The sequence below is a fragment of the Collinsella tanakaei genome, assembly GCF_021531055.1.
Classification (GTDB): domain Bacteria; phylum Actinomycetota; class Coriobacteriia; order Coriobacteriales; family Coriobacteriaceae; genus Collinsella; species Collinsella tanakaei_B.
In genome coordinates, this window is the sequence record NZ_JADYTL010000001.1 from 469,406 (window position 1) to 482,390 (window position 12,985).

General features: G+C 65.1%; 11 protein-coding genes. 3 read left to right on the top strand and 8 right to left on the bottom strand.

Features of this window, described 5'->3' with window-relative positions:
* Positions 1–158 precede the first annotated feature (158 nt).
* Entirely contained in the window at positions 159–1,619 is a 1,461-nt protein-coding gene (locus I6E04_RS02045; RefSeq protein WP_235421487.1) for a basic amino acid/polyamine antiporter, read from the top strand.
* A gap of 572 nt (positions 1,620–2,191) precedes the next feature.
* Here I6E04_RS02045 and I6E04_RS02050 read toward each other — a convergent pair.
* Entirely contained in the window at positions 2,192–3,223 is a 1,032-nt protein-coding gene (locus tag I6E04_RS02050) for a glycosyltransferase family 2 protein (protein WP_235421518.1), read from the bottom strand.
* A 7-nt stretch (positions 3,224–3,230) separates the two neighbouring features.
* Positions 3,231–4,433 (bottom strand): UDP-galactopyranose mutase, encoded by a 1,203-nt coding sequence (gene glf / locus I6E04_RS02055; RefSeq protein WP_235421488.1) that lies wholly within the window; start codon positions 4,431–4,433, stop codon positions 3,231–3,233.
* A gap of 164 nt (positions 4,434–4,597) precedes the next feature.
* On the opposite strand from glf, the gene pta reads away from it, so the two are divergent.
* Positions 4,598–5,584: a phosphate acetyltransferase gene (pta, locus tag I6E04_RS02060; protein ID WP_235421489.1), complete on the top strand. Its 987-nt coding sequence runs from the start codon at positions 4,598–4,600 to the stop codon at positions 5,582–5,584.
* Between the two features lie 173 nt (positions 5,585–5,757).
* Here pta and I6E04_RS02065 read toward each other — a convergent pair whose 3' ends face one another.
* The 6 genes from I6E04_RS02065 to rnd form a co-directional block, all read right to left on the bottom strand.
* Complete coding sequence (locus I6E04_RS02065; RefSeq protein WP_235421490.1) at positions 5,758–6,924, bottom strand: acetate/propionate family kinase; 1,167 nt, start codon at positions 6,922–6,924, stop codon at positions 5,758–5,760.
* 295 nt (positions 6,925–7,219) lie between these two features.
* The gene (locus I6E04_RS02070) at positions 7,220–7,555 is read right to left on the bottom strand and encodes a histidine triad nucleotide-binding protein (protein ID WP_235421491.1); all 336 of its coding nucleotides are present in this window, start codon (positions 7,553–7,555) and stop codon (positions 7,220–7,222) included.
* A gap of 53 nt (positions 7,556–7,608) precedes the next feature.
* Positions 7,609–7,875 (bottom strand): exodeoxyribonuclease VII small subunit, encoded by a 267-nt coding sequence (gene xseB, locus I6E04_RS02075; RefSeq protein ID WP_235421492.1) that lies wholly within the window; start codon positions 7,873–7,875, stop codon positions 7,609–7,611.
* A gap of 40 nt (positions 7,876–7,915) precedes the next feature.
* On the bottom strand, positions 7,916–9,391 hold the full coding sequence (xseA, locus tag I6E04_RS02080; RefSeq protein ID WP_235421493.1) for an exodeoxyribonuclease VII large subunit: 1,476 nt from the start codon (positions 9,389–9,391) through the stop codon (positions 7,916–7,918).
* An 87-nt stretch (positions 9,392–9,478) separates the two neighbouring features.
* Positions 9,479–10,171, bottom strand: coding sequence for a zinc metallopeptidase (locus tag I6E04_RS02085; RefSeq protein ID WP_235421494.1), 693 nt, complete (start codon positions 10,169–10,171; stop codon positions 9,479–9,481).
* A gap of 66 nt (positions 10,172–10,237) precedes the next feature.
* A complete protein-coding gene (gene rnd / locus I6E04_RS02090) occupies positions 10,238–11,371 on the bottom strand; it encodes a ribonuclease D (protein WP_235421495.1) in 1,134 nt (377 codons plus the stop codon).
* A gap of 340 nt (positions 11,372–11,711) precedes the next feature.
* Here rnd and I6E04_RS02095 point away from each other — a divergent pair, with 340 nt between their 5' ends.
* A complete protein-coding gene (locus I6E04_RS02095) occupies positions 11,712–12,632 on the top strand; it encodes a diacylglycerol/lipid kinase family protein (protein WP_235421496.1) in 921 nt (306 codons plus the stop codon).
* Positions 12,633–12,985 lie beyond the last annotated feature (353 nt).

A 12,985-nucleotide genomic window follows, 5' to 3' on the forward strand; every position in this document is an offset into this window, starting at 1 on the left:
GCGCACCGCGTCCACGATGCCGCCAAGGGGAATTCTCATACGATCGCGACGCTGCCGTATGCACAATGTGGGGTAGAAGATACCGGCGTGCAGGGAACTCGCCGGCCATGCCATACGAACGGCAGGGCCTTTTATTCACATTCACCCAAGGAGCCCCCATGTCCCACGACACGAGCACCGCCCCGTCCACCTCGACTTCCAAGAAGGGCATCGGCCTGTTCGGCCTTATCGCGCTCGTCGTGAGCTCCTCGATCGGATCGGGCGTCTTCGCCCTGTCGACCGACATCTCCGCCGCCGCGGCACCGGGACCGGCGCTCATCGCATGGGCCATCAGCGGCGTCGGCTTCATGGCGCTCGCGACGTCGTTCGGACACCTCTCCATCTACCGGCCCGATCTGAACGGCATCGTCGCCTACGCGAAGGAGGGGTTCGGGCCGTTCGTGGGCTTCGTCTCGGGCTGGGGCTACTGGCTTTCCATCTGGATCGGCAACGTCGCCTTCGGGGTCATGCTCGCCACGGCGATCGGCTATTTCTTCCCGCCGTTCTCCGGTCCGCTGACCGTCGGCGCCGTCGTGTTCATCTCGGTACTCAACTGGATCATCGTGCTGCTCGTGAATCGCGGCGTCGAGGAGGCCTCGGTCATCAACGCCATCGTCATGACCTGCAAGCTCGTTCCGATCTTCGCGTTCATCGTCACGATGCTCCTGCTGTTCGATCCCGCCCTGTTCACCGCGGATTTCTGGGGTAACGTCGCCAACAACCTCGGCGGCGAGGGCGCGCCTGGCGACGTGCCCACGCAGATCGTCAACTGCTTCATGGTCATGATGTGGGTGTTCGTCGGTATGGAGGGCGCGAGCGTCCTCGGCCACCGCGCGCGCAGGAAAAGCGATGTCTCCCGTGCGACCATCCTGGGTTGCACGGCGTTGGTCGTCATCTACGTCGCCGCATCCGTGCTCCCCTACGGCTACCTCTCGCGCGAGGAACTCATGGCGCTCGACTCCCCCTCCATGCCCTATATCTTCCAGCATGCCGTGGGCTCATGGGGCGGAGCGTTCATCTCCGCCGGACTGATCGTCTCGATCTTCGGCGCGTGGCTGTCCTACACCATTCTCGCATCCGAAGCCATGAACGAGATGGCGAGGATGGAACTGCTGCCGCGCGTCTTCGCCGAGCAGAACATCTACGGAGCGCCGACCGCATGCCTCATCACCACCGGCGCGATGATCCAGGTGCTTTCAATCGTCATGCTGTTCTCGGAGGCCGCCTACCAGTTCGCCTACTCGCTGTGCACCGCATCCATCGTCATATCGTGGGGACTTGCCGCGGCATATATGGCGCGGTACGCCTGGGCACGACGCTCCGAGGGCATGATGGGCTCGTGCATCCTGGGCGCCTTCGCGACGACGTTCCTCGTGGTGGCGATCGCGCTGTCGGGCATCTACCAGCTCATGCTGTGCTGTATCGCCTATGTCCCCGGCATCGTGTTCTACGCAAAGGCGCGCCGCGAATACGGCGAGACGGTCATCTTAACGGGGCGCGAGAAGATCATCGCCGCCGTCATCGCCGTGGCTGCCGTCGCCGCCATCGTCATGCTCGCGACGGGCGCCATCACGATATAGAAGGCGCACGTCAGCAGGATCGGCGATTCCGGCGCCGACAGCCGATGATGATACGAGCCGAACCGCCCCTATCGGCGCGTCGGACAAGCCGGGTTATCCGCTTGAGGGTCCAACCGTGCCTGCGAGGCGATAATATACGACGCCGCATGAGAACGACTAGGGTTTCCGCCTGCTTTATTCACCGATTTAAACGCCGAATCGTTCGCTCTCCGCGCTGGTTACAAAATCGAGCAGTTTCTAGTTGAAATACGAAACCTCAGGCTCGATCAGCCAGCTGCCGATCCATCAATATGAATGTAATATATATCGGATATTATCTACTCAGTGATTCCAAGGCACCTCATAAAGCCTGAGGGGGCGCGAGGCCCTTATACGGTCGTGCATAAGCCCAGAAGTAACTAGAAACTAGCCGTTTTTGTAACCAGCCACCCAATCGAAGCCATGAGGCCGCGTCCAATCCGTATCTCCCGCCACATTGCGGCCAGAGCGGGCATCTTCATCCCTAAGGACGGCCTACGACGTCGCGCCGAACGACTGCGGGCCCGGCTATACGCCGGGCCCGCTCACCCATATCAGTTGAACTTGAAGATCTTGCTCGCCAGGTGGTACAAGCCGATGGTCGTCTTCTCGCCGACGCGGCTGGGCAGGTTCGTGCCGACGCCCATCAGGCCGTAGCGTGCATGGCGGTACATGCGCTCGTCGTACGCCTTGAGGTCTGCCCACAGCTCGCGCAACCAGGTCTTGGCGTCCGGATTGTCGGACAGCTTGGAAAACACCGAGCAGATGGACATCATCATCGTGAAGTAGTGCATCATGTACGAACGCAGGCGCGCGGGCTCCACGTCGTCATGCAGATGGTAGGCCTCCATCATGATGCGCGTGATGCGGAACTGCTGGTCCAGGCGCTTGACCATCGTGGCCTCGTTGACGCTTTGGCCCTCGCGCCCAATGAAGTAGCGATACAGGTCGACATCGGCGTAGTAGAGCGTCTTGCAGCGCGGCAGCGGCACATACGCGTAGATGTTGTCGACGTAGAACGTATGGGCGGGCAGCGGGAGGTTCGCGGCGCGCAACACGTCGGTGCGGTAGCACAGGCTGTGCATGAGCAGGTTCTGGTCGGGGCGGAAGCGGCCCACCTCGTCCCACGTGAACACGCGCTTGCGCGGCAGGGCGCTGCGATAGCTGATCGCGGTATGCGTGCCCTCATGGACCTTCTCGTACACGTAATTCGAGATGAACAGGTCGACGCGCGTACCGCGCTCCTCGAACCCGCGCAGGATGGTCAGCATCGTGGAGAGCGCGGAGGCGTCGAGCCAATCGTCCGAATCGACGACCTTGTAGTAGGTGCCGCTCGCCTCGCGCAGGCCGGACAGCACGGCGATGCCGTGGCCGCCGTTCTCCTGATGCACTGCGCGAATGATGCCCGGGTAGCGGGCTTCCCACTCGTCGGCCTTGGCGGGCGTGTCGTCCACGCTGCCGTCGTCGACGATGATGATCTCGATGTCGGAGGCGTACCCCGAGCCCTCGAGGATGGACGTGATGCAGCGATCCATGTCGGCGGCCGCGTTATACGACGGGATGCCGAAGGTCACCACCTTGTGCATAGCGGAATCAGGCATGGCAGGAAATAATCTCGTCGGAAAGGGTGAGCGCCGAGTCCGTCACGGCATCCATGTCGTAGTAGCGGTACTCGGCCAGACGGCCCACCGGATGGAAATTGGTCAGGTTCACCACGCGGTCGAGATAGCGCTCGTACAGGGCGCGGTTCTCGGGATCGAGGATCGCGTAGTACGGCGTCTGGCCGCTGCCGGGTTCGTAGGCATGGCTGTACTCGCGCATGATCGTGGTCTTGCCGGGAACGACCTGCCCCGTCATGTTCTTGAACTCGGTGATGCGCGTGAAATCCTCGCTCGTGGTGTAGTTCACCGTACCGACCGGCTGGAACCGGTCGACATCGAGCGTCTCGAACTCCATGTCGAGCGTACGGTACGGAAGCGCGCCGAGGTCGAGCCCGAACAGCTCGTCGAGCGGACCGGTATAGACGATCTCACCGCCGTAGACCTTGCCGCACACCGATACGGTGGTCTCCCCGATCTCGAAGATATCGCGAGCGTCGACACCCAGATACACGTCGATCAGATCGTGGTCGAGCATGTTCTCGAACAGGCGGGTGTAGCCCTCGGCGGGCATGCCCTGATAGGGCGCCTGCGGGAAGTAGCGGTCGTCGTCACCGATGAAGATGGGCACGCGGCCGGTCACCGACGGATCGATCTGGTCGGGGGTCTTGCCCCACTGCTTCATCGTGTAGTGGAGGAACACGTTCTCGTAGACGTAGTCCGCGACCTCGGCGAGCTCGGGGTCGTTTTTAGCGCGAAGCTCCATGATGGGGACCTTCTTGCCCTCGCCGAACGTGTCGACGAGCTTGCGGTAGAGCTGCTCGCCGCGCTCCTCGCCGAACGCCAACAGCAGGCTCTTGTGGTTGAAGGGCACCGGCATCAGCGTACCGTGGATGTTGGCGAGCACCTTGTGCTGGTAGTCGGTCCACTCCGTGAAGCGGGACAGGAAGTTGTGCACACGCTCGTTGAAGGTGTGGTAGATGTGCGGACCGTAGGTGTGGACGAGGATACCGCTGTCGTCCAGGCAATCGTAGGCGTTGCCGGCGATATGGTCGCGACGCTCGAGCACGGCGACGTGGAATCCCGAGGTCTCCGCAAGACGGCGGGCGCACACCGCCCCCGCATACCCCGCCCCGACGACGATCATGTCGTAAAGATCGGGATTGAACGTCTCCGGTAAACCAGACGTGACCTGCATCGAAACTCCTCAGTCGGGTTCGCGTAACAAAACACACGCGCGGCACAACGCCGCGACAAAATGTTTAGTGGATTATAGCGCTCAAATCCTATAATGGACCTTGCCACACAAGGAATGCTCAACATGTGCGTAGGCGCATGTGGGCCGACGTCTTGAGGAGAATCATGAGTGATTTCCTGAACCGCATGAAGGCCGCGGCAAAGGCCGACAAGAAGACGATCGTGCTGCCCGAGGGCGAGGACCCGCGCACCATCGAGGCTGCCAAGAAGATCGTCGAGGAGGACCTCGCCAACCTCGTCATCCTCGGCAACCCCGCCGAGATCGACGTCGAGGGCGTCACGGTCATCGACCCCACGTCGCCCGATGCCCCCAACCATGAGGCCTACGCCCAGAAGTTCGCCGAGCTGCGCGCCAAGAAGGGCGTCACCATCGAGCAGGCCCGCGCCCAGGTCATGGACGCCACCTACTACGGCACCATGATGGTCAAGATGGGCGATGCCGACGGTCTGGTCTCCGGCGCCTGCCACTCCACCGCCAACACCCTGCGTCCGGCCCTCCAGATCCTGAAGACCGCCCCGGGCACCAAGCTCGTCTCCGCCTTCATGGTCATGTGCACCAAGACCCCCGAGTTCGGCGCCGACGGCACGCTCGTGTTCGCCGACTGCGGCCTGAACATCGACCCGACCTCCGACGAGCTGTCCGAGATCGCCATCGCCTCCGCCAACTCCTTCAAGACCTTCATGGGCGACATCGAGCCCAAGGTCGCGATGCTCTCCTACTCCACGATGGGCTCCGCCGGCGGCGACACCGCCAAGAAGGTCCAGGAGGCCACCGCTTTCGCCAAGGAGAAGGCGCCCGAGCTCGCCGTCGACGGCGACCTGCAGCTCGACGCCGCCATCGTGCCCTCCGTGGCCCAGCTCAAGGCTCCCGAGTCCACCGTGGCCGGCCACGCCAACGTGCTCGTGTTCCCTAACCTCGAGACCGGCAACATCGGCTACAAGCTGGTCCAGCGCTTCGGCCAGGCCGAGGCCTACGGCCCGATCCTGCAGGGCATCGCCAAGCCGGTGAACGACCTGTCCCGCGGCTGCTCCGCCGACGACATCGTGGGCGTCGTCGCCATCACCGCCGTCCAGGCGCAGATGGCCGAGTAGCGCTACGTCGCACATCGCCTCGCACGAAAGGGCCTTCGGGAACTTCCCGAAGGCCCTTTTTCCTATTCGATGACCCGACGATCCGAAACGGCTCCATCCCGAAACGAGCCATCGAAAAGGGGCTGTACCGAGTATCCGGCACAGCCCCTTGCGGCACGCGATATGCGAGAGCCTTAGCCCAGCAGCTCCTCGACGTCGAGGGCGATCATGAGCTCCTCGTTGGTGGGAACCACGAGGACCGTGATCGCGGAGTCGGGCGTGGAGATGACGCGCGGCTCGTCGGAGCGGATCTTGTTGAGCTCGGGGTCGATCTTGACGCCCATCCAGCCGAGACGCTCGGCCACGCCGGCACGCATGGTGACGGAGTTCTCGCCGATGCCCGCGGTGAAGGCCATGGTGTCCACGCCCTCCATGGAAGCGGCCATCTCGGCGAACAGCTGGGAGGTGCGATAGTAGAACATGTCCATGGCCATCTGGCAGTTGGCGTCACCGTTGTTGGCGCCCTCCTCGATGTCACGGGAGTCGGAGGACTTGGCGGAGACGGCCAGCAGACCGGACTGCTTGTTCATCATGGTGTCGATCTCGTCGATGCTCATGCCGGCGACGCGGTTGAGGTAGAACACGGTGGCCGGGTCGACGGTGCCGCAGCGGGTGCCCATGATCAGGCCGTCGAGCGGGGTCAGGCCCATGGTGGTGTCCATGCACTTGCCGTCCTCGATGGCGCACAGGGAGGCGCCGGAGCCCAGGTGGCAGGAGACGAGCTTATGGGTCTTGTCGCCCATCACCTCGTGCACGGTGCGCCAGATGAAGCGGTGGCTGGTGCCGTGGGCGCCGTACTTGCGAACGTGGTACTTGTCGACGATGTCGCGCGGGATGGCGTAGCGCCAGGCCTTCTCGGGCATGTTGTAGTGGAAGGCGGTGTCGGGCACGATGACGTTGCCGAGCTCGGGGAACATGTCGCGGCAGATCTCGATGACGTCGGCCTCGGCGTAGTTGTGCAGCGGCGCCAGCGGGGCGACCTCGCGAACCCAGCCGAGGGTCTCGTCGGTCACGACCGCGGACTCGGGGAAGTACCAGCCGCCCTGAACGACGCGGTGGCCGATGCCCTCGATGGGCTGGTCGACGGACTTCAGGATCTCGAAGACATGTGAGATGGCGGTCTTGTGATCGGGCAGTGCGACCTCGAGCTTGCCCTTGACGCCGTTCTCCTCATGGCCGATGAAGGAACCGTCGATGCCGATGCGCTCGCAGTTGCCCTTCGCGAAGACCTCGCGGGTATCGGTGTTGAGCAGCTGATACTTAAGGCTGGAGCTGCCCGCGTTGACAACGAGAACGTTCATGGATCTCCCATCTCGTGAATTCGGTTCCGTCGAACCATCCCGACGGACTCACAACAACTTCCATCATACGCCCAATCATGCCTCTACGGAATAAAAGAACCACCGTTAGGACAATTTCGGGTATACGAACCCACGCGTGCGATACGCGATGGGTACGAAGGACAGCCGCTTCGCCCCGAGGCGCCACAGCCGTCGAAGTGCGGCGCGGCAATACGGTGAAGCCGCGGCATGACACGCCCGGCCTGACCACGGAAACGGCCAGGCCGGGCGCGAACATCGCATCGGCGGACGGACCCTACAGCAGGTTCTCGCCCAGATCGGTGCCGCCGAGCACGTGCATGTGGAAATGCATGACGGTCTGGCCGGCGGCGGCGCCGGTGTTGGCGATGACGCGGAAACCGTCGGTCAGGCCCTTCGCGCGCGCCACCTCCCCGATCGCATGCGTCATGGCGGCGAGCACATCGCCCGGCACGCCGTCGACGATGTTGGCGTAATGCTGCTTGGGGATCACCAGCGTGTGGACGGGCGCCTGCGGGTTCAGGTCGTCGAACGCCATGACCAGGTCGTCCTCGTACACCACCGTCGAGGGGATCTCGTGAGCGGCGATCTTGCAGAAGATGCAGTCATCCATGGGTCGTTACCTCCACGTTCCCGATCGGGCCGATCCGTGGCCCGACCCTATCGCTACAGGTTCAGGGTATCAGATGTGTCCGCGGCCTCGCCGGGCACGAGCGTATCGGTGCCGTCCATGTCCTTGAGCAGCACGCTCACCTTCTGCTCGGCGTCCTCGAGGCGGGAGCGCAGGCTCTGCAGCAGCTCGACGCCGCGGGTGTAGCTCTCGAGCGACTCCTCGAGCTCCATGTCGCCGGACTCCAGGCTCCTGATGATGAGCTCGAGCTCCGTGGACGCCTCTTTGTACGTCAGCTCGTCTACGGGTTTGCGATCGGCCATGATGGGTCTCCTTATCCGTTCGATCGTGTCGATATCGTCCTCATGCTCGCGAGGGGTCGGGTTTCGGCTCGGCAAGCTCGATGCGCTCGACCTGCGCCGTCACGCTGCCGTCGGCAAAGCGCACGCGCATGGTGTCACCCGGTTCGAAGCGGGCGGCGCTCGTCGCCACGCCATCGGCGCCGTACGCGATGGAATACCCGCGCGCGAGCACCTTGAGCGGCGACAGGGCGTCGAGCGACGCCGCCGCGCGGGCGACGTCGGCCTGTCGGATCGCCAGGAGCGCGCGGCCCTCCCGCTGCAGGCGCGAGGCGGCGAGCTCGAGCTCGCGATGCTTGGGCGCAAGGCCCGAAACGCTGCCGGCAAGCCGCGCGGGCAGCGGCTCGAAGGCGTCGGCGAAACGCCGATGCGAGCGCTCGACGGCCGAGGCCATGCGTTCCGCCGTCTGCTCCAAATCCGAACGCCTGCGCTCCACCATCCACGCCGGATCGGCCAGGCACGGCCGGTCCGCTGCGGCGCGAAGCGCCAGCGCCGATCGCTCCAGACGCGCCCGCATCGCACGGGCGGCACGCTCGCCCATAGCGGAAAGATCGCTCGCACGGGTCCTCACCGCACCGGACATCGCGACCGCCATGCGGCGCTCGCGCGCATCGAGCACATCCACGAGGTCGCCGATGGCGGGCGCCACCGATTCGGCAGCGGCGGTCGGCGTCGAGCAGCGCCGATCGCTCACCATGTCGCAGATCGAGTTGTCGGGCTCATGCCCGATACCCGTGACGACCGGCACCGGACAGGCGGCGACCGCACGCGCCAGCTGCTCGTCGTTGAAGGTCATGAGATCCTCGAACGAACCTCCGCCGCGCACGAGCAGGATGCAGTCGGGCGCGGGCTCGATGGCGGCGGCGCGGGCGAGGCCCTCGATCAGCTCGGCCGGCGCGCCCTCGCCTTGCACCTTGGAGCCGACGCAGATGAGCTCGACGAGCGGATTGCGACGCCGCAGCGTGCGCTTGACGTCGTCGATCACCGCGCCGGACAGCGACGTGACCACGGCGACGCGCGTGCAGAACACCGGGATATGCCGCTTGCGCGAAGCATCCATGAGGCCCTCGCGCCGCAGCTTGTCGGCGAGGGCGGCGACCTGCTGGCGCAGCATGCCCTCCCCTGCCAGGGTGAAGGAACGCGCCACGAAGCTCATGCGCCCGGTGGCCTTGTACAGGTTGAACCCGCCGGTGAAGATCACCTGCATGCCGTCGCGCAAGTCGAACGTGCGCTTGGCGTAGCTGCCGCGCCAGATGATGCAGTCGATCGCGCAGGAGTCGTCCTTGATCTGGAAATAGCAGTGGCCGCTGCGCGCGTTGGGGCCGCGAAAGCCCGTCACCTCGCCCAGCACGACGAGCTGCGGTATGGCGTCGAGCGCGTCGGCCGCGAGCTCGACGGCCTGCGATACCGACAGCGCGTCGTCCGCGGCGGCATCCGTCGCGGTATCGGGCACGCGACCCGTCAGGTTCCAACCGGACACGATACCTCCCCACATCCGTCCGTCATCGTCATCCCCAGTGTAGCGCGCCGTGCGGACACGGCCGCCCATCGGCGCGCACGCCGGCGGCTATTCGTCGCGATTGGTGCGTCCCAGCAGGTAGATGAGCTGCAAGATGGACGTCAGCGCCGCGGCGACGTAGGTGAGCGCGGCGGCGGTGAGCACCTTGCGCGCCCCGCGCACGTTGATCTCGCTCATGCCCGACGCCTGGATGTAGGCGACGGCACGGCGGCTCGCGTCGAACTCGACGGGCAGGGTCACGACCTGGAACAACACGGAGAAGGCGAACAGCAGGATGGCGAGCGTGGTGAGGCCGGCGATATTCAGGGCGACGCCGGCGATGAACACGATCATCCACATGTTTTGCGAGAAGTTGACCACCGGCACGAGCGCCGTGCGGACGCGCATCATGAGAAAGCCCTGCTCGCGCTGGATCGCGTGGCCGGCCTCGTGGCACGCCACGGCGACGCTCGCGACCGAACCGCCGCTCAGGTTGTCGCCCGACAGATACAGATTGTCGTCACGCGGATCGTAATGGTCGGTCAGGCGTCCGGCGACACGGCGGATGCCCACACGGGAGCACCCGTTCGCATCGAGCATGCGCCGCGCGACGTCGGCGCCCGACGAACCGTCGGAGGGCACCTTCGACCACGTGCGATAGGTCGAGTCGATATAGGACTGCGTGGCCAGGCCGAGCACCAGCGACACCACGACGAGCAGCAGATACGACGGATCGATACCGAAACCGTAATAGGGAAACATCTTCACTCCTTCACCCGCGGGGCCCGGAGCGGCACCGCATGGCATCCTTGTACCCCGAACGCGCGGCTACAGTATCTCGACCGCACCCTCTTTAACCGTGAGCCCCATGTTGCCCGAGAGCAGGTCGTCGAGCAGCGACCCGACGAGCTCGAAACGCCACCCCTCCCGCAAGGGGCTGCGCTCGGGATGGTCGATGTAGTCGTACAGGTCATCTCGGCCGGCGATGAGCGCCGTGGCGACACCGGAGCGCTCCGACACGATGCGCAGCAGCGCATACATGAGATCGCAGACGCTTTCCGCTTCGGGCGAGGGCGAGCGGTGGGCGCGGCCGATGCTGGGGAGCCGATCGGTCGGGCAGCTGCGGCCGCGCGCGATGGCGAGCAACGCCGCCTCGACGTCGCGCTCGGAGAGCTGCTCGGTACCGCGCACGCGGCGGAAGTCGCCGGCGTCGTGCGGAGCGCGCTTGACGAGCGCGATCAGCACCTCGTCGGACATGATCCACTTGCGCGGCACGTTCTGCTGCATCGCGCGGCGCTCCCGCCACGCGGCGAGCTCACGGGCGACGGCGAGCTGGCGACGCGTGCAGGCGCTGATGCGCTTGACCCGGCGGAACGCCTGGCGCGGATCGACCTCGTAGTGGGACCGGTCGGTGAGCGGCACCATCTCGTCGACGACCCACGAGAGACGCCCCGAGGCCTCGAGCCGCTCGCGTATGACGTCGTACGCCTCGATCAGATAGCGAACGTCGTCCACGGCGTATTCGATCTGGCGGTCGGTGAGCGGACGGCGCGACCAATCGGTCAGCGACTCGCTTTTGGGCAGCGTGACGCCGCAGAAGGCATGGACGAGCCCGTTGTAGGAGATCTGCATGCGCTCGCCCAGAAACGCCGCGGCGACCTGCGTGTCGAAGATCGGGGCGGGCAGGACGTCGAGCGCGTCGATCAGGACCTCCATGTCCTGGGAGCAGGCGTGGAACACCTTGAGGATACCCTCGTCGGCCATGAGGTCCGCGAGTGGGGCGAGGTCGCCGATCGTGATCGGATCGATGACGACGCACTCGTCGGGCGTCGCCGCCTGGACCAGGCACAGACGCGGACGGTAGGTCCGCTCGCGCAAGAACTCGGTATCGATGGCCACCGCGCGATGCGCGCGGGCGCGTTCGCAGAACGCCTGGAGATCCGCTGTCGTGGATAGATACATATCGCTGAGAAACCCCCGGGGTACGCAGATGGCATGAAACGGTCGCGAGCCGATACGCGAGCGCATGGACATACGGGCGCAGGCGCGGCTCGGGTCACATTATCGCATGACGGCACATCCGCACCCGCGGCGAACGGGATACCCGATAAACGTCACGCTTCGTCGCCGGGCAGGCCGTCCGCGCAACGCATGGACCTCGCGCCCCGGGGTCCGGCACGGTACGAGAAGCAACGCGATATGGAGATGCAGCAGCGGAACACGCGGCACCGCATCGACCGATATCCAACGGGTAGGATAACGGAAGCCTTATCCGCCCTCGATGTATCCGATCGGATGAACCATGCGCCACCTCATCGTCCACAACCCCGCGTCGGGGCCTCGCTCCGACGAGATCTTCGCTTTCGCCCGCGCCTTGTCCGAAGCCGGTGACGAGATCTGCATGCGCTTCATCGGCCCGGGTATGGAAGCGCCCGACGCGACGGCGGACGCGCGCTCGTTCGACCGCGTCGTCGTCTCCGGCGGCGACGGCACCGTGTCGAGCGTCCTCGACTGCCTGCGCGACACGCACGTGCCGGTCCTGGTCTTCCCCTCGGGTACCGCGAACCTGTTCTTCAACAACATCGGCAACGCCCCCGAGGCGGCGGCGCTCGCCGCGGCCTGCCGCGCGGGCCGGACGCGCAGCGTCGACATGGGCGAGCTGTACTGGAAAGACGAGGCGGGCGACATCCAGCGTCACGGCTTCACCATCATCGCCGGTTCGGGTTTCGACGCGGCGATCATGGAGAAGGCTGCGCCGGGCAAGCGCGAGATCGGCGAGGTCGCCTACGCGCTCGCGGCGCTCGCCACGCCGGAACCGCCGGTCGCGCATTTCAGGATCGAGCACGACGGCGAGGTCGACGAATTCGACGGCATCGGCTGCATGGTGGGCAACACCGCGGTCATCCAAAACGACATCAACCTGTTCCCCGACTGCCGCATGGACGACGGCCTCATCGACATCACCGTCATCGAGCCGGCGAAGACCGTCGAGCTGCTGCCGACCCTGCTCGCCGGCGTACTCGACCCCGCGGGCAAGGGCCTCGGCCGCCCGCAGTTCAAGATGATGCAGGCCAAGGAGGCGCGCATCACCTGCACGCCCTCGCTCGGGATGCAGTTCGACGGCGAGGTGATTCCCAACAACACGGGCGTGTTCGGAGCGCGCGTCCTGCCGAGCTGCCTCGACGTCATCGTCGACGACTTCTCCAAGCTGAACGCCCGCTGAGCGAACGCACGGCGGACATGCGCGCTACCCGGATGGACCTGTTCCCATCGCGCACGTCGCGAGCCGCGAAACGCATGTGAAACATTCGCGGGAATCGTCCTTCCTGTACACGCTCCACTGTGCTATAGTGCACGCAACGCGCAGACGCGCGAACCTTCGAGTATCTGGAAAGGAGCCACCAGCCATGACGAAGTCCGCAGCTTCCCTCAACAACTGGTGGTGGCGTGATGTGAATCCGGTCGGTCGACGGTGAGTCCATCGCGCCTTGTTCCCTAGCGCGCAAAAGGCCTCCGGTTTGACCGGGGGCCTTTTTTCTTAGACCGCCCCTCGCATCACGCGCCTCCCCCTCCCAT

Excerpts from the sequence above, each read along its gene's own strand:
- I6E04_RS02045 (WP_235421487.1), top strand. The coding sequence starts at position 159 with ATGTCCCACGACACGAGCACCGCCCCGTCCACCTCGACTTCCAAGAAG.
- I6E04_RS02050 (WP_235421518.1), bottom strand. The coding sequence starts at position 3,223 with ATGCACAAGGTGGTGACCTTCGGCATCCCGTCGTATAACGCGGCCGCC.
- glf (WP_235421488.1), bottom strand. The coding sequence starts at position 4,433 with ATGCAGGTCACGTCTGGTTTACCGGAGACGTTCAATCCCGATCTTTAC.
- pta (WP_235421489.1), top strand. The coding sequence starts at position 4,598 with ATGAGTGATTTCCTGAACCGCATGAAGGCCGCGGCAAAGGCCGACAAG.
- I6E04_RS02065 (WP_235421490.1), bottom strand. The coding sequence starts at position 6,924 with ATGAACGTTCTCGTTGTCAACGCGGGCAGCTCCAGCCTTAAGTATCAG.
- I6E04_RS02070 (WP_235421491.1), bottom strand. The coding sequence starts at position 7,555 with ATGGATGACTGCATCTTCTGCAAGATCGCCGCTCACGAGATCCCCTCG.
- xseB (WP_235421492.1), bottom strand. The coding sequence starts at position 7,875 with ATGGCCGATCGCAAACCCGTAGACGAGCTGACGTACAAAGAGGCGTCC.
- I6E04_RS02085 (WP_235421494.1), bottom strand. The coding sequence starts at position 10,171 with ATGTTTCCCTATTACGGTTTCGGTATCGATCCGTCGTATCTGCTGCTC.
- rnd (WP_235421495.1), bottom strand. The coding sequence starts at position 11,371 with ATGTATCTATCCACGACAGCGGATCTCCAGGCGTTCTGCGAACGCGCC.
- I6E04_RS02095 (WP_235421496.1), top strand. The coding sequence starts at position 11,712 with ATGCGCCACCTCATCGTCCACAACCCCGCGTCGGGGCCTCGCTCCGAC.